Genomic DNA, 16,849 nt, shown 5'->3' on the forward strand with positions numbered 1-16,849 from the left:
CGTCTCCCCCGCGAAGCGGGGCCGCCGCCCCGCACGCGATGGCGGTGGCCGAAACGGAACGGCCGCCCCGCGAGGGACGGCCGCCGCCTTGCGGGAGATCCGCCCGATCAGCCCTTGATGAAGGCGAGAATGTCCGGGTTGACGACGTCGGCATGGGTGGTGAGCATGCCGTGCGGGAAGCCGGGATAGACCTTCAGCGTGGCATCCGGCAGCAGCTTCGCCTGCAGCGCGCTGGCGTTTTCGTGCGGCACGATCTGGTCGTCATCGCCCTGCAGCACCAGGGTCGGGACCGTCATCGCCTTCAGATCCTCGGTCTGGTCGGTTTCGGAGAAGGCCTTGATGCCCTCGTAATGCGCCTTGGCGCTGCCGACCATGCCCTGGCGCCACCAATTGTCGATCACGCCCTGCGAGACCTTGGCGCCCTCGCGGTTGAAGCCGTAGAACGGGCCCGAGGCGAGATCGATGTAGAACTGGGCGCGGTTGGCGGCGAGTGCGGCGCGCAGCCCGTCGAACACCTCGACCGGCAGGCCGCCGGGATAGGCTTCGGTCTTCAGCATGATCGGCGGAACCGAGGCGACCAGCACCGCCTTGGCGACGCGGCCCTGCGGCACGCCGAACCGGGCGACATAGCGCGCGACCTGGCCGCCACCGGTGGAGTGGCCGATATGCACGGCGTTGGTGAGGTCGAGATGCTCGACCACGGCGGAGACATCGGCGGCGTAATGGTCCATGTCATGACCCTCGCTCACCTGCGCCGAGCGGCCATGGCCGCGGCGGTCGCTGGCGACGACGCGGTAGCCCTCGGCGAGGAAGTACAGCATCTGCGTGTCCCAGTCGTCGGAGGACAGCGGCCAGCCATGATGGAAGACGATGGGCTGGGCGTCCTTCGGGCCCCAGTCCTTGAAGAAGATCTCGACGCCGTCCTTGGTGGTCACGTAACCCATGGTTCCGATCCTTTTGCTGAAGCAGGCGGGTGGGGAGAGAGAGGGTGAAGTTCGTCGTCGGCTCGAAGGCGCGGGGTCGCGCTTCCAAGATAGGGCAGGTGTGCGTCGGCAGCGAGACGGCGCGCGCGGCGGCGTCGTCCCGCTCCGGAGACCGGTCGGGAACGGCTCAGCCCGGCTGGATGCCGACCCGGCCGCGCGGGAAGCGCGCGAGGACGGCGGGGTCGATGTTGAGGTGCTGGGCGACGAGTTCCGGCGGCGCGTGGGTGAGCCAGTCGGACAGGTCGACCTCCTGATATTCGGGGGCGCGGAACACGGCCAGCACCTGCACGTCCTCGTCGCCGGTGTTCTCGATATAGTGGCCCTGGCTCTTGGGCACGACGCCGAGGTCGCCGGCCTGGAAGTCGATGGTCTGGGCGCGCGGGCCGGTGTTGAACACCGTCATGCGGCCGCGGCCCTTGATCCAGTACTGCCATTCATCGGCATTGGGGTGCCAGTGCATGCGGCGCAGGGCGCCGGGCCGGATGGTCTCGATGGCGGCGGCGATGGTGGTGGAGGCCTTGAAGGTCCGGCTGTCGGCGAGGTGCACTTCGCCGGCTTCGTTCTGCTTCACCGGGGTGGTGGCGGTGAGCGAGAAGGTGAACGGCTCGGCCGGGGTGCCGCCGGAGGCGACGGCGGCCTGGTCGACGGCGAGCGGCGGCGGTTCCTTGCCCTGGAAGATCCACAGATCCTGCAGCGGGATGTTCTTGAAGGTGTCGGCCGGCACGCCGAAATTCTGCGCCAGGATCGCCGGCGGGGTGTGGGCGAGCCAGTCGGTCAGCAGCAGCGTGTTGTATTCCGACTGGAAGGCGTCGTCGAAGACGAGGACGAACTCGGCGCCGTCCGGGCCGAGGCCCTGCAGCGAATGCGGGTAGCCGGCGGGGAAGAACCACAGGTCGCCGGCCCCGACATCGCGCACATAGGGGTGGCCGTCCTTGTCGAGCACGGTGATACGGCAGCGGCCATTGGTCATCAGCGCCCATTCGCCGGCGAGGTGCCAGTGCATCTCGCGGATGCCGCCGGGGCCGAGGCGCATGTTCACGCCGGAGACTTCCTTGGCGGCGGGGAACTCGGTGGCGGTGATCTGCCGCGCCCAGCCGCCGGCCTGAACGCGCTTGGGCATGATGTTGAACGACGACCACAGCATCGGCATGTTGCCGACATCGGTGGCGGGAGGGTTCTGGAAGGCCGGGATCTGCGCTTCCAGCGCCGGGCTCTGCGGGCCGGGGCTGGACAAGGCGCCGGGGGTGGAATTGACCGCGCCTTCCGGCGGCTGGTCCGGATTGCCGAAGGTCGCGGCCTGCGCCGCGCCGCTGGCGACGGCGGCGCCGCCGACGGCACTGAGCGCGAGCAGGGTACGCCGGGAAAGCTCTTCCATGTCCGTTCTCCTCACAGGCTTGGCAAGTCGGGCGCGCGCTTTGATGCGGGGCGCCCTGCCTCGCCGGGGAATGTGAGGCGGCGGGGTCGCGAAGTCTTGCGCGCCCGCATGGCGTGGCCGGGAAGACGGGCGGTTGCGCAAATTCACGCCGGTGGGAGCGAGCGGGTGCCCTGCCATGCGGCGGCGTGCGCCCAAAACCCTAGCGCGGCGGATTCGGGCGCTGCGGGGCGGGGGATGGCGGAAGAGAGTGGGAGTCGAACCCACCAGAGACCGGCTCGCGGCCCCTTCCGGATTTGAAGTCCGGATACCTCACCGGAGGTAACGCTCTTCCAGAGGTCGTGTCCGCCCCCGGCGCCGGGCCGGCGGTGGAATCTCCCCCGGCGCCAGTGTCGTCCATCGCGCCGAACAGGTCCAGCCGGTGGCGGTTGAGGCGGCGCAGGTCGCCGCGCCGCAGCGTCACGCCGTGGCGGTCGAGGAATTCGAGAATCTGGATCGCCACCTTGCGGCCGACCGCGTGGTCGCCCGCCTCGATGCGGTCGCGGAAGGCGCTGGCGGTGAATTCCCGCCCCGGCGCGGCCTCGGCAAGCGCCATCGCCATCGCCACCGTCTCGGCGAGGCTTGGGCGCAGGAAGAAATGGTCGTGCGCCACCTCGTCCACCTTGCCCATGCGGGCCAGCAGCTTCATCAGCCGGCGAACCTCGCCTTCCGCCTCGCCGGTCAGCGCCGCGAGGTCGCGCACGCGCGGGGGGCGGAAGCGGGCGGTGCGGCCGAGATGCGGCGCCACCAGCTCCCACAGAAGCTCGTCCTTGCGGGTGAGGCGCACCTCGTGGCCGGGAAGCCGCACCCAGGCGCCCTCCAGCACCAGCGACCCGGCCGCGCCGAGCCGGCGCAGCGCCTCGCCGAACACCGGCCGGGCGAGGCGGGGCGCGAGCGCGAGGCGCAGCTTCTCGGCGCCCATGCCCGGCAGGTCCGGATTGGCCTCGTGGAAGCGCGCCAGCTCGGCCAGCGCCGTGTCGGCATAGAGCGCCCAGCGCTGCGGCGAGAGGGCGGTGAGCGTGCCGCCGGCGGCGAAGGCGACGAGCCCGCGCCGCGCCGCGATCTCCGCCGGGGCCTCGGCTCCCAGCGCGCGGTCGCGGGCGAAGGCGGTGAGGTCGAGATGCCAGGGCTCCACCGCCAGCAGCCCCGCCACCGCCGTGTCCGGATCGGTCTCGGCGAGCGCGTCGAGCTGGGCGAGGCGTTCGGGCGTGCGGCGCCGGCGGGCGGGCGCGCGCAGGTCGATCAGCCTTCCCCCGCCGATGCTGCGCTGGGCCGAGGTGTCGCGGATCACGTAGCGGTCGCCCACGGCAGCGGCGATCGGGCGCTCAAGCACGACCTGCACCAGCCCGGAGGTGCCGGGCGCGAGGCTGTCGGCCGAGAGCGGCACCAGCCGCGCGCCGACCTCGCTGGCGCCATGGTGGAAACGCACCGGGAACCACTGGCCGAGCGGCTTCGGCTCGCTCGCCAGCACGGTGAGCGTGGCGTCGATGCGCTCGGTGGGGGCGTCGAGGGTGGGATCGAGCACCATGTCGCCGCGACGGATGGCGTCGGGCGAGATGGCCTCGCCGGCGAGATTGAGCGCGCAGCGGTCGCCGGCGCGGCCTTCCTCCGCCTTGTGGTTCTGGGCATGGATGGAGCGCAGGCGGGCGGGAAGGCCGGTGGGGCTGAGGACGAGCGGATCGCCGACCCGCACCCGGCCGGACAGCACCGTGCCGGTGACCACCGTGCCGGCGCCGGAGAGCGAGAAGCTGCGGTCCACCGCGAGGCGGAAGCGGCCCTGCCCGGGGCGGGCGGCGAAGGCGCCGGCGGCCTCGACCAGGCGGGCGCGCAACGCGTCGACGCCCTCGCCGGTATGGGCGGAGACCGGCAGGATGGGCGCGCCCCGCAGCGAGGTGCCCGCCAGCAGCGCGGCGATCTCGCTCGTCACCTCGGCGAGGCGGGCCTCGTCGGCAAGGTCTGCCTTGGTGAGGGCGACGAGGCCGCGCGAAACCCCAAGCAGATCGAGCAGAGCGAGATGCTCGCGGGTCTGCGGCATCACCCCGTCATCGGCGGCGACGATGAGCAGGGCGAAATCGATGCCGCTGGCCCCGGCCAGCATGGTGTGGATGAACTTCTCGTGGCCCGGCACATCGATGAAGCCGAGCGTGCCGGCCGGCGTGGGCAGGTAGGCGAAGCCGAGATCGATGGAGATGCCGCGCGCCTTCTCCTCCTTCAGCCGGTCGGTGTCGACCCCGGTGAGGGCGCCGACCAGCGCGGTCTTGCCATGGTCGATATGGCCGGCGGTGCCGATGATCATGCCGGCACCCTTATATGGGCGAGGCTGTCGAGGAAGCCGGCCTCGTCCTCCAGGCAGCGCAGATCGAGGATCAGCGCGCCCTCATTGATGCGGCCGACGATCGGGACGGGAAGCGCGCGCAGTGCGGCGGCGAGCGCGTTCAGCCGGCCGCCGGAGGCTTCCGCCGCCGGGCGGATGGCGAAGGCGGCGCTGGGCAGCGTCTCCAGCGGCAGCGCGCCGGAGCCGATCTGGCTGGCGCAGTCGACGATCTCGATGTCGAAGGCTTCGCCCAGCGCGGCGGCGAGCGGTTCGACCAGCTCATGGGCGCGGGCGGCGATGTCCGCGCGCGTGCGCGCCAGCAGCCGCAGTGTCGGCAGCCGGGCGGCCAGCCGTTCCGGGTCGCGGTAGAGCCTGAGCGTCGCCTCCAGCGCGGCGAGGCGTATCTTGTCGACCCGCAGCGCCCGCTTCATCGGGTTGGCATTGATGGCGGCGATGAGGTCCTTGTTCCCGACGATGAAGCCGGTCTGCGGTCCGCCGAGCAGCTTGTCGCCGGAGAAGGTGACGATGTCCGCCCCTTCCGCCACCGCCTCGCGCACCGTCGGCTCATGGGCGAGGCCGAGCCGGGCGAGGTCGACCAGCGTGCCCGAGCCGAGATCGTTGACGAGGGGAACGCCGCGCGCATGGGCGATGGCCGCCAGCTCGCGCGCCGGCACCTCGCTGGTGAAGCCCTCGATGCGGTAATTGGAGGTGTGGACCTTCAGCACCAGCCCGGTCGCCTCGGTGAGGGCGCCGGCATAGTCCTTCGGGTGGGTGCGGTTGGTGGTGCCGACCTCGACCAGCTTCACCCCGGCGCGGGCCATGATGTCGGGCATGCGGAAGGCGCCACCGATCTCGATCAATTCGCCGCGCGAGACCACGGCCTCGCGGTCGAGCCCGAGCGAATTCAGCACCAGCAGCACGGCGGCGGCGTTGTTGTTGACGATCGTGGCGTCTTCGGCGCCGGTCAGCTCGATCAGCAGGCCGCGCACATGGTCGTCGCGCTCGCCGCGCGTGCCGGTGGAGAGGTCGTATTCCAGCGCCACCGCCGCGCGCATGGCGGATGTCGCGGCGGCCACCGCCTCCTCCGCCAGCAGGGCGCGGCCGAGATTGGTGTGCAGCACGGTGCCGGTGAGGTTGAACACCGGGCGCAGGCGCGAACGGGCGCCGTGCTCCAGCGCCTCGGTGGCGGCGAGCGCCACATGGTCGGGCGAGGGCAGGGCGGCGAGCCGGTGCGCCAGCAGGCGGGCCCGCACGCCGTCGAGCGCGGCGCGGATGGCGGCGGTGGCGGGGGCGCGGCCATGGTCCTCGATCGCCCGCTGGCCGGCCGGAGTCTTCAGCACCTGATCGACCGAGGGCAGGTCGCGCGGGGAGGGCGAGGCGGGGCGGGCGTCCGCGTCCATCGTCGCCCCCGTCAGTAGCCGAGCAGGAACGGGTTGAAGGCGGCGCGGCGGTAGGGGCCCTCGCGCATCATCAGGTCGAGGCCGAGCGTGCCGATGTCGTCGGCCACCGGCTCGATGGTGACGTCCCTGTTCTGGTACATCACCTTCACATAGGTGTGGCACTCGTCGCAGGTCTCGGCCTTCACCGTGCCGGGGCTGCCCTCGATCTCCTGATAGCCGATGCCCTTGGTGGTGCCGCAGGCGCAGCAGCGTATGCGGACATAGTTCCACAGCGTGGAGCACAGCGAGCAGGCGCAGAAGCGGTTGCCATGGGCGTTGGGCCATTCGACGATGAGCGAGGCGACCGGCGGGCCGCCGCAGGCCGGGCACACGCCGTCGCCCACCGGCACCAGCTTCTTCGCGTCGAGCGTCGCGGCGAGGCGGGCGAAATGCACCTGCAGCGCGGCCGCGACATAGACATGCTCGGCCAGCCTTTCCACCGGCAGGTCATGGGCCAGCACGTCGCGCACCATCTGCGCCCGGAGCGCCCCGTCGGCGAGGCTGACGCGGGTGAGCGCGGCGCTGGCTTCCTCCGGCATCGGCACCCCGGCGGCGGCGTCGAAGAGCTGGTCGAGCGTCGCCTCCAGCGTGTCGTCGAGCGTGGTGCGGGCGCGGTCGAGGGGAGGCATCTGGAAGCCGGCGGCGCGCGCCAGCGCCTCCGTGTCGGGCGGCTCGACCGGCGGAAGGGCGGGCACGATGGCCTGCTGCGCCTCGATGAGCCCGGCGAGGAAGTCGAGATAGGGCTTGAGCGGGCTGACCGCCGCATAGGTGCGCAGCCGCGCCGCCCGCACCCCGAACAGGCGCGAGGGATCGGGCAGCACCGCGAAGGGCGGGGCGGAGACGGCGCCGATCGCGGTGGGATCGGGCTGAAGGTCTGCGGACATAGTCACCTCACGAACCGCACGGGCCACGTGTTCCATATGGGGCGCGGTCCCGGACACCGCGCGGCGGCGGGCCGGGACCGTCATTCACTTTTCGCCGACCGCAACCGGATCGACCCGCGGCGGACCGGGACGGCGGCGCGCCGCTACTCCGCCGGCGTGCCGGGCCGCGAGGCCGGGCGCTTGCGGGTGCCGACCAGCTCGCGCAGCCATTTGCGGTGATGCCGCCACGCCCAGCCGCCGGTCACCTTGCCCCGGGTCATGGCGCCGAAGGTGCCCTTGACCCAGATGGCGGCATAGACGTGGATGATCCACACGCAGATGATCACCACCGCCGTGATCGCATGGACGAGGATGGCGATGCGCTTCTGCTCGATGGTGGTGAAGGCATAGAAATACTGGTCCCACATCACGATGCCGCTGGCGATCAGCACGATGATGAGGGCCGACATGCCCCAGAAGACGAATTTCTGGCCGGCATTGTACTTGCCGAGCTCCGGCAGCCTCTCCTCGCGGCCGCGCAGCACGTCGCTGATGCGGGCGAGCCAGGTGCCGTCCTCGCGGGCGGGCAGGTTGGCCTTCCAGAAGCGCAGGAACAGCCCGGCGAAGGAGAAGAACAGCACCACGCCGATCCACGGATGCAGCGCCCGCGTCCACTGCCCGCCGCCGAACAGGGCGGTGAGGAAGAACAGCTTCGGCGTGAACAGCGCCATGCCGGAAAGCGCCAGCAGCACGAGGCTGGTGGCGGTGATCCAGTGGTTGATGCGCGCGCCGACCGTGTAGCGCGATACCTGCACCGGGTGGCCCGGGCGAACGGCGTCGCCCGGTTCCACATCGTCGGGTACGTGGTTCCCGTCCGGGGTCTTGAGGTTGTCGGCCGTCATGGCGTCCTCCCCTCATGCTGGCCGGTGGGCGGCGGGGGCGGCGGCGTGCCGTCCGCGAGCCTCTCGGCGTTCTCCTCGTCCTCCTCCGAGACCCTGTTCGGGCCGGCGACGACATAGTGCAGCAGGCCGGCGGCGGCGGCGAAGCCCATCACCGCGAGCCCGACATACTTCGTCATGCCCTTCCAGGCGTCGACGATCGGCGAGATGCGCGGATTGTCCGGCAGGCCGGCATAGATGGACGGCGTGTCGGCGTGGTGCAGCACGTACATGACATGGGTGCCGCCAACGCCCGGCGGGTCGTAGAGGCCGGCCTTGTCGAAGCCGCGCGACTTCAGGTCCTTGATGCGGAAATCCGCCCAGCCCTTCATCTCCTCCTTGGTGCCGAAGACGATGGCCTGGGTCGGGCACGCCTTCTGGCAGGCCGGGCCCTGGCCGACCGCGACACGGTCGGAGCACAGCGTGCACTTGTAGGCAGTGTGGTCGACCTTGGAGATGCGCGGGATGTTGAACGGGCACCCCTTGATGCAGTAGCCGCAGCCGATGCAGTTGTCGTGCTGGAAGTCCACGATGCCGTTGGAATACTGCACGATGGCGCCGGGCGCCGGGCAGGCCTTGAGGCAGCCCGGATCCTCGCAATGCATGCAGCCATCCTTGCGGATGAGCCATTCGAGATTCTCGGTCTCGGGGTTCACCCACTCGGTGAAACGCATCAGCGTGAAGGTGTCCGGCGTCAGGTCCATCGGGTTCTCGTAGACCCCGTGGTTGAAGCCGATCTCCTCGGTGAGGTTGTTCCATTCCAGGCACGCGGCCTGGCAGGCCTTGCAGCCGATGCACTTGGTGACGTCGATCAGCTTGGCGACCTCGGTCAGCCGCTGCGCGGGCGGCGTGACCTCGGAGGCGCTGCGGCGCATCACATCCTTCTCGCCGAAGCGCGGGGTTGCGGCGTCGGAGGCGACGGAGGGGTTGGGGATGGGTGGGAACATGTTGCCGCCTCCCTATGCCACCACCGGCCCGGTCGAGGGCTCGATGTTGACCATGAACGCCTTGAACTCCGGCGTCTCGATGTTGGCGTCGCCGACGAACGGGGTGAGCGTGTTGGCCGGGAAGCCCTTGCGGGCGGCACCGACAAAGCCCCAGTGGATCGGCACGCCGACGATGTGGACGAGCTTGCCGTCGATGTTCATCGGCTTGATGCGCTTGGTGACGACCGCCTTGGCGTAGAGCTCGCCGCGCTTCGACCACACCCGCACCCAGCCGCCGAGCGCGATGCCCTTCTCCTTCGCCAGCTCCTCGGAGATCTCCACGAACTGCTCCGGCTGCAGGACCGAATTCACATGGTTGTTCTTGGTCCAGTAGTGGAAATGCTCGGTGAGACGGTAGGTGGTGCCGGCATAGGGGAAGGCCGGGTCGCCGATATCGGCGAACGACTTCCAGTCGTCGGCGAACACGCGCGCCACCGGATTGCCCCGCACCTTGGGCGCGATGACGTTGGCGACCGGGCTCTCGAACGGCTCGTAATGCACCGGGAACGGCCCGTCCCGCATCATCTTGCGCACCCAAAGGCGCGAGGTGCCCTCGGGGTTCATGATGAAGGGGCCGACCTCCCCGGGCTTGGCGGTGGGCGCGATGTCCGGCACGTCGTAGCCGGTCCACTTGGCGCCGTCCCACTCGATCAGCTTGCGCGAGGGGTCCCACGGCTTGCCTTCGAGATCGCAGGAGGCGCGGTTGTAGAGGATGCGCCGGTTCGCCGGCCAGGCGAACGACCATTTGAGGAACATGCCGGCGTCGCCGGGGTCGGAATTGTCCCGCCGCGCCATCATGTTGCCGGCCTCGGTGAAGCAGCCGGAGAAGATCCAGCAGCCGCCGGCCGTGGTGCCGTCGTCGCGCATCTGGCCGAAGCCGGAAAGCTGCTTGCCGGCCTCCAGCACCTTCTTGGTCGGGTCGACGGGGTCGTACACGTCGGCCAGCACCGAACCGTTCATCTCGCGGGCGAGTTCCTCGGCGGTCGGGTCGCCGGGGTCCTTGTAGGTCCAGTTGAGATTGACGATCGGGTCGGGGAAGGCGCCGCCTTCCTTCTTGTACAGTTCCTTCAGCCGCAGATGGATCTGCGCCATGATCCAGGTGTCGGTCTTCGCCTCGCCGGGAGGCGAGCCGCCCGGCCAGTGCCATTGCAGCCAGCGGCCGGAATTGACCAGCGAGCCCTCGTCCTCGGCGAAGCAGGTGGTGGGAAGCTGGATCACCTCGGTCTGGATGTCGGCCGGGTTCACCTTGTTGAAGGTGCCGTGATCCTCCCAGAACCGGGCGGTCTCGGTCTGCAGCGGGTCCATGACGACCAGCAGCTTGAGCTTGGCGAGGCCCTCGGCGAGCTTGGCCTTGTTGGGGAAGGCCTGCAGCGGGTTGAACCCCTGGCAGAAATAGAGGTTCACCTTGCCGTTCTTCATCATGTCGAAGATGCGCAGCACGTCGTAGCTGGCGACATCCAGCTTGGGCAGGTACTGGTAGCCCCAGTCGTTTTCCGCCGTCGCGGCCGGGCCGAACATGGACTTCATGAAGCTGACGAAGAACTTGCGGTAGTTCTGCCAGTAGCTCATCTGGTTCGGCCGCAGCGGCTTGTAGGCGCGCGTCGACATGTAGGTGGTGAAGTCGGCTTCCTTCTCCGTGGGGATGTTGAGATAGCCGGGGATGAGGTTGCTCATCAGCCCCAGATCGGTCAGCCCCTGGATGTTGGAATGGCCGCGCAGGGCGTTCATGCCACCGCCGCGCACGCCGATATTGCCCAGGATGAGCTGGAGCATCGCCATGCCGCGAATGTTCTGCGAGCCCTTGGAATGCTGGGTCCAGCCGAGCGCGTACATCGACGTCATGGTCTTGGTCGGCGTCGAGCACTCGCCGACCATCTCGGCCACCTTCAGGAACTTGTCCTTGGGCGTGCCGCAGATGCGTTCCACCAGTTCCGGGGTGTAGATGGCGACGTGCTGCTTCAGCAGGTTCCAGACACAGCGCGGGTTCTGCAGCGTCTCGTCGACCACGGCATAGCCGTCCGGGCCGATCTCGTAGTCCCAGGTGTCGCGGTTATAGTCGCGCTTTTCCTCGTCATAGCCGGTGAACAGGCCGTCCTGGTAGCCATAGCCCTCTTTCACGACGAAAGTGGCGTTGGTGAAGGCCTTCACATACTCCCACTGCACCTTGTCATTGCTGATGCAGTGATTGATGAGGCCCATCAGGAAGGCGATGTCCGAGCCCTGTCGGATCGGCGCGTAATAGTCGGCCACCGACGCCGAGCGGTTGTAGCGCGGGTCGACGACGATGAGCTTGGCGCCACGGTTGGCTTTCGCCTCGGTGACCCATTTGAATCCGCACGGATGCGCTTCGGCGGCATTGCCGCCCATGATGACGACGAGGTCGGTGTTCTTGATGTCGGTCCAGGCGTTGGTCATTGCGCCACGGCCAAATGTTGGGGCGAGACTCGCCACCGTCGGGCCGTGTCAGACGCGCGCTTGGTTATCGAACGCCAATATGCCGGTCGAGCGCACGACCTTGTAGGTCGCGAACGCGGTTTCGTTGGTGGTCGCGGAGGCGGCGAGGAAGCCGGTGGTGAGCCAGCGGTTGACCGTCACGCCGTCCGAATTGGTGGCAATGAAATTGGCGTCGCGATCGTCCTTCATGGCGCGGGCGATCTTGTCGAGCGCCGCGTCCCAGGAGACGGCCTCGAATTTGTCGGAGCCGGCCTTGCGCAGCATCGGCTGGGTCAGCCGGGTCTGCGACTTCACGATGTCGCGCAGCGCCGCGCCCTTGGGGCAGAGCGTGCCGCGATTGGTCGGGTGGTCGGCGTCGCCCTCGATATGGACGATGTCGGCCGTCTCGCCTTTGCGCAGGTCGCCCTTGGAATAGATGATGATGCCGCAGGCGACCGAGCAGTAGGTGCAGGTGTTTCGCGCTTCCGTGGTGTTCACCAGGTGGAACGGCTTCACAGCGGCGGCGACGGCAGCCTCCGCCTCGCTGAAGCCGAAGGCACCCAACGTGGTGCCGGCGAGGCCGGCTCCCGACGTCTTGAGGAACGTACGGCGCGAGAGCTCCATATTCATCGTGGCCCTCCCGTGTTCTCGTCGTAAAGCCCATCGGGCGACGGGCCTTGCCAACCACAAGGCTATTTTTTAGCTCCTCCAATGTCAAACAGCCAAAGGGCTAAGGCACGGACAAAAAATCGTGTGATTTCAGCGGCTTCAGAATGGTGCCGTGCGGTTTCGTAATGGTGCGGTGCAGCGACTGCGGATTTGGCCGATCGGCCGATTGACGATTTGCCGGCCTCGGCGCAGCATCATTCTCGTGCTCGCATCTGCGGCTCCCGCGTGTCGGGGCGAGAAGAACCGGTTGCTTCTGGTTATTGTTGCTTCCCTTGCGTCACTGACGCTTGCGGGGGCAGCACCGGCGTTTGCCGCCTCGCCGCTGCCGATCGGGGAAAAGCCGCCGGCGCCGGCTCTTGCCTCGCTGACCCTCGCCTCTCTGGCCCTCGCCCCGCTCGATCACGGCCGCCAGGACCTTGCGGCGCTGCACGGACGCCCGGTGCTGGTTCACTTCTTCGCGACCTGGTGCGCGCCCTGCCGCGACGAGATGGCGGGGCTGGCGCGGCTCGCGGGACGCCGCGGGGAGGACGGGCTGGCGCTGCTCGCCGTCGATGTCGGCGAGGTGCCGGTGCGGGTACGCCGCTTCTTCGACGCCCATCCCGTGCCCTTTCCCGTGCTGCTGGACGAGGACCGCGCCGCGCTGAAGGCGTGGAAGGTCACCGGCCTGCCGTCGAGCTTCGTGCTCGACGCCTCCCACACGCTGCGCCTTTACGCCGGCGGCCCGGTCGACTGGGACGACCCCGCCGCCGACCGCCTGCTCGACGCCGTGCTGCACGAGGTGCCTGCCGATCCGGCCGCCGCGCCCGAAGGCGCGGGGCTGCCACCCCTCGACCAACAAGAACCGCTCCGGGAGCCATCACCATGACAAAGCTCGCCTTGCCCCGTCGTCGCGACCTTCTCAAAGCCGGCGCGGCGCTTGCCGCCATCGCCGCCGTTCCCTCCGCCCTCTTTTCGTCCACCGCCTTCGCCCAGGCCGCGGGCCCGGCGGCGGCCGCCGCCTTCGCGCCGAAGCCCGGTAAATGGCGCGATTTCGAGGTGGTGACGGTGCTGGACGTGAAGCCAGTGGAGGGCAAGAGCGGCCCCGCTCAGGCGTGGGTGCCGCTGCCCTCCTATACGGCCTCCGACTGGATGAAGCCCGGCGAGAGCACCTGGAAGACCAATGCCGTCACCGCCGAGGTGGTGACGGACCCCCATTATGGCGCGCAGATGCTGCACCTGACCTGGGCCGAGGGCGAAGCCAAGCCCAGCGTCGAGATCACCTCGCGCTTCTCCACCCGCGACCGCGCCACCGATTTCTCGGCGCCGGGCAGCGTGGCGGCGCTTTCGGCGCAGGAGCGGGCGCTGTTCCTCGCGAGCACCGACCTGATCCCCACCGACGGCATCGTCAAGGCGACCGCCGACAGGATCACCGTCGGCAAGGCGAGCGATGTCGAGAAGTCGCGCGCCATCTATGAATGGGTGGTCGAGAACACCTATCGCAACGCCGCGACGCGCGGCTGCGGCACCGGCGATGTCGCCTCGCTGCTGGCCAGTGGCAACATCGGCGGCAAATGCGCCGATCTCAACGCGCTGTTCGTCGGCCTGAACCGCGCCGCCGGCATTCCCGCCCGCGACCTCTACGGCATCCGCGTCGCGCCTTCCGCCTTCGGCTACAAGAGCCTGGGCGCCAATTCGCCGACCATCTCCAAGGCGCAGCACTGCCGCGCCGAGGTGTGGCTCGACGGCTTCGGCTGGGTCGCCACCGATCCCGCTGACGTGCGCAAGGTCGTGCTGGAGGAGCCGCCGGGCAAGAACGCGATGGACGACGCCAAGGTGCTGGCCGCGCGCAAGGCGCTGTTCGGCTCGTGGGAGGGCAACTGGCTGGCCTATAATGACGGCCACGACATCGCCCTGCCGGGCTCCAGCGGGCCCAAGCTCGGCTTCCTCATGTACCCGCAGGCGGAAGTGGCGAGCCTGCGCCAGGACTGCCTCGACCCCGACGCCTTCGCCTATGCGATCACCGCGCGTGAGGTTTCGGCCTGAGGCCCTGCGCGCTTCGAGACGCGGGGCGCTGCCCCGCTCCTCAGCATGACGGGCGACATCTCCCCGCGTCATCCCCGGGGCGCCTGGCAATGGGCGCCCCTGAAGCGCCCGGCGACGCCGGGCCTCGAAGGATGCAGTCGATTACCGTGTCCGTGCCCGCCAGAAGGATGACGTACCATGCTCGACAAACCCGCCGACGCCGCCCCGTTCCGCCTCACCAGCCTCGCCCATGGCGGGGGCTGCGGCTGCAAGCTGGCGCCCTCGGTGCTGCGCGAATTGCTGGCGGAGCAGCCCTCCAGCGCCGGCTTCGAGCGGCTGCTGGTCGGCACCGAGACCGGCGACGACGCGGCGGTCTACCAGCTTGACGACGAGACCTGCCTGATCGCCACCACCGACTTCTTCATGCCGATGGTCGACGACCCCTACGAGTTCGGCCGCATCGCCGCCACCAACGCCATTTCCGACGTCTACGCCATGGGCGGCAAGCCGCTGCTGGCGCTGGCGATTCTCGGCATGCCGCTGGGCAAGCTGGAGCCCGCCATGGTGCGCGAGATCTTGAAAGGGGGCGCCTCGATCGCCGCCGAGGCCGGCATTCCGGTGGCCGGCGGCCATTCCATCGACGCGCCGGAGCCGATCTACGGCCTCGCGGTCATCGGCACGGCGCGGCCCGAGCAGATCCGCAAGAACAGCACCGCCTTCGCCGGCGACGCGCTGATCCTGACCAAGCCGCTCGGCGTCGGCATCTATTCCGCCGCGTTCAAGAAAGAGGTGCTCCAGCCCGCCGCCTATGCCGAGATGATCGCCTCGATGACGACGCTCAACCGCATCGGCACCGCGCTGGGCCGGGACGCGGGCGTGCACGCGGTGACCGACGTGACCGGTTTCGGCATTCTCGGCCACGGGCTGGAAGTGGCGCGCGGCGCCTCGCTCGGGCTGGAGATCGAGGCGGCGGCCCTGCCCCTGCTGAACGAGGCCCGCGCGCTGGCGCAGGCCGGTTTCATCACCGGCGCCTCGCACCGCAACTGGGCGAGCTATGGCGAGGGGGTGCGCCTGCCCGCCGCAATGGCGGAGGCGGAGCGCCATCTGCTCACCGACCCGCAGACCTCGGGCGGGCTGCTGGTGGCGGTGGCGCCCGAGGCGGCCGCGCGGGTGCTGGGCGAGATCCGCGCCGCCGGCTTCCCGCGCGCCGCCATCATCGGGCGCGCGGTGGACGGCGCGCCCTCGGTCACGGTGGTTTGATCGGGCGCGGTCACCGCGCCCGATGACGGTCGCGCGGAGACGGCGTCTCTTGGATCGGCGTCTCTTGGATCGGGCCCGCGCGCGGGGGCGGGCCGCCGGCCGGCTTTTCGTTGCCTGCCGGCAGGTTTATGAGGGAGCTTCAGCGCGATATCCTCTTCGCCTGACCGGCCGGGAGGGTGAGCCTCCCGCGGCGGGTAACATCAAGGATCGACCATGCCCGAACCCGCCCTCGAACTCGCCTTCGGCCGTGGCGCGCTGCACCTCGCCCTGCCGCCGGAAGCCGAGCCGACCGTGCTGCGCAAGGCGGCGCTGCCGAAGCTGCCGGACAACCTCGCCGGCATCCGCCACGCCTTCGACCACCCGGTGGGATCGGCGCCGCTGCGCGAGCTGGCGACGGGCTGCGCGAGCGCCTGCATCCTCATCTGCGACATCACCCGCCCGGTGCCGAACCGGCTTTTCCTGCGGCCGATGATCGAGACCCTGATCGCGGCCGGTATTCTGCCCGCCGCCATCACCGTGCTGGTGGCGACCGGGCTGCACCGGCCCAATGAGGGCGAGGAACTGGCCGAGCTGGTCGGCGACCCCTGGGTGCTGGAGACGGTGCGGGTGGAGAACCATTTCGCCCGCGACGAGGCCGCCCATGTCGATCTCGGCGCGACGTCGACGCGCAGCACGCCGGTGTTCATCGACCGGCGCTTCGCCGAGGCCGATCTGCGCATCGCCACCGGGCTGGTGGAGCCGCATTTCATGGCCGGCTGGTCCGGCGGGCGCAAGGTGGTGGCGCCGGGCGTGGCCGGGCACCAGACCATCCGCACCTTCCATTCCGCCCGCTTTATGGAGGACCCGCTAGCGGTGCAGTGCAACCTCGTCGGCAACCCGCTGCATGAGGAGCAACTGGAGATCGTGCGCAAGCTCGGCGACATCTATGCGCTGAACACGGTGCTGGACGAGGAACGCGACCTGGTCTTCGTCTCGTTTGGCGAGATCATCGCCAGCCACCTCGCCGCCGTCGATTTCGTCGAGGGCGCCACGGTGATCGAGGCGCCGCGCCGTTACCACACGGTGGTGACATCATCAGCCGGCTATCCACTTGACAAGACCTATTACCAGACGGTGAAGGGCATGGTGACGCCGCTCGACATTCTGGAGCCCGGCGGCACGCTGATCATCGCCTCGGAATGCTCGGAGGGGTTCGGCAGCGAGGAATTCCGCGCCGCGCAGGAGCGGCTGGTCGAACTGGGGCCGGAGCGCTTTCTGGCCACGCTGACCGCGAAGACGCTGGCCGATGTCGACGAGTGGCAGACCGAGATGCAGCTCAAGCCGATGCGGGTCGGGCGCATCCAGCTCTACACCACCGGGCTGACCGGCGAGGAGCGCCGCGTCACCGCGGTGGAGATCGTGCCCGATCTCGACGCGGCCATTGCCGCGAGCCTCAAACGCTCCGGCGACAACGCGCTCGCCATCATTCCCGAGGGGCCCTATGTGATACCGGTCTGCCGGCAACGGCAGGCGGCGGCGTGAACTCCGGCGGCGCGATATCTGGCGGTGCGAG

The 16,849-nt window shown here is 69.5% G+C and carries 11 protein-coding genes, 1 tRNA gene and 1 pseudogene; 4 read left to right on the top strand and 9 right to left on the bottom strand.

Annotated features, from left to right (window positions below; genetic code table 11):
* Positions 1-107: 107 nt before the first annotated feature.
* The 9 genes and pseudogenes from KHC23_RS05990 to fdnG all read right to left on the bottom strand — a co-directional run bounded on the left by KHC23_RS05990 (position 108) and on the right by fdnG (position 11,997).
* Positions 108-944, bottom strand: a complete 837-nt coding sequence (locus KHC23_RS05990; RefSeq protein WP_213370472.1) for an alpha/beta fold hydrolase — start codon at positions 942-944, stop codon at positions 108-110.
* Positions 945-1,110: 166 nt separating this feature from the next.
* Positions 1,111-2,358, bottom strand: coding sequence for a cupin domain-containing protein (locus tag KHC23_RS05995; protein ID WP_213370474.1), 1,248 nt, complete (start codon positions 2,356-2,358; stop codon positions 1,111-1,113).
* A gap of 235 nt (positions 2,359-2,593) precedes the next feature.
* Positions 2,594-2,689, bottom strand: a tRNA-Sec gene (locus tag KHC23_RS06000).
* 153 nt (positions 2,690-2,842) lie between these two features.
* Positions 2,843-4,690 (bottom strand): annotated as a pseudogene (gene selB, locus KHC23_RS06005) (selenocysteine-specific translation elongation factor); the annotation flags it as partial.
* Positions 4,687-6,108 (bottom strand): L-seryl-tRNA(Sec) selenium transferase, encoded by a 1,422-nt coding sequence (selA, locus tag KHC23_RS06010; RefSeq protein ID WP_213370476.1) that lies wholly within the window; start codon positions 6,106-6,108, stop codon positions 4,687-4,689. The pseudogene selB and the gene selA, both read right to left, overlap by 4 nt.
* An 11-nt stretch (positions 6,109-6,119) precedes the next feature.
* Positions 6,120-7,031, bottom strand: a complete 912-nt coding sequence (gene fdhE, locus KHC23_RS06015) for a formate dehydrogenase accessory protein FdhE (protein ID WP_213370478.1) — start codon at positions 7,029-7,031, stop codon at positions 6,120-6,122.
* A 143-nt stretch (positions 7,032-7,174) separates the two neighbouring features.
* Positions 7,175-7,912: a formate dehydrogenase subunit gamma gene (locus KHC23_RS06020; RefSeq protein WP_213370481.1), complete on the bottom strand. Its 738-nt coding sequence runs from the start codon at positions 7,910-7,912 to the stop codon at positions 7,175-7,177.
* The gene (fdxH, locus tag KHC23_RS06025) at positions 7,909-8,895 is read right to left on the bottom strand and encodes a formate dehydrogenase subunit beta (protein WP_213370483.1); all 987 of its coding nucleotides are present in this window, start codon (positions 8,893-8,895) and stop codon (positions 7,909-7,911) included. Before fdxH ends, KHC23_RS06020 begins: the two co-directional genes overlap by 4 nt.
* Positions 8,896-8,907: 12 nt before the next feature.
* A complete protein-coding gene (fdnG, locus tag KHC23_RS06030) occupies positions 8,908-11,997 on the bottom strand; it encodes a formate dehydrogenase-N subunit alpha (protein WP_213370485.1) in 3,090 nt (1,029 codons plus the stop codon).
* A gap of 286 nt (positions 11,998-12,283) precedes the next feature.
* On the opposite strand from fdnG, the gene KHC23_RS06035 reads away from it, so the two are divergent.
* The 4 genes from KHC23_RS06035 (at position 12,284) to KHC23_RS06050 (ending at position 16,818) form a co-directional block, all read left to right on the top strand.
* Positions 12,284-12,901 carry a TlpA disulfide reductase family protein gene (locus tag KHC23_RS06035; protein WP_213370487.1) on the top strand — a complete coding sequence of 206 codons (618 nt, stop codon included), beginning with the start codon at positions 12,284-12,286 and terminating at the stop codon, positions 12,899-12,901.
* Positions 12,898-14,058 carry a transglutaminase-like domain-containing protein gene (locus KHC23_RS06040; RefSeq protein ID WP_213370489.1) on the top strand — a complete coding sequence of 387 codons (1,161 nt, stop codon included), beginning with the start codon at positions 12,898-12,900 and terminating at the stop codon, positions 14,056-14,058. The genes KHC23_RS06035 and KHC23_RS06040 overlap by 4 nt, the downstream gene beginning before the upstream one ends.
* 177 nt (positions 14,059-14,235) lie before the next feature.
* On the top strand, positions 14,236-15,297 hold the full coding sequence (gene selD, locus KHC23_RS06045; protein ID WP_213370490.1) for a selenide, water dikinase SelD: 1,062 nt from the start codon (positions 14,236-14,238) through the stop codon (positions 15,295-15,297).
* A 213-nt stretch (positions 15,298-15,510) separates the two neighbouring features.
* A complete protein-coding gene (locus tag KHC23_RS06050) occupies positions 15,511-16,818 on the top strand; it encodes a nickel-dependent lactate racemase family protein (RefSeq protein WP_213370492.1) in 1,308 nt (435 codons plus the stop codon).
* Positions 16,819-16,849 lie beyond the last annotated feature (31 nt).

The sequence above is a fragment of the Ancylobacter dichloromethanicus genome (assembly GCF_018390645.1).
Taxonomy (GTDB): domain Bacteria; phylum Pseudomonadota; class Alphaproteobacteria; order Rhizobiales; family Xanthobacteraceae; genus Ancylobacter; species Ancylobacter dichloromethanicus.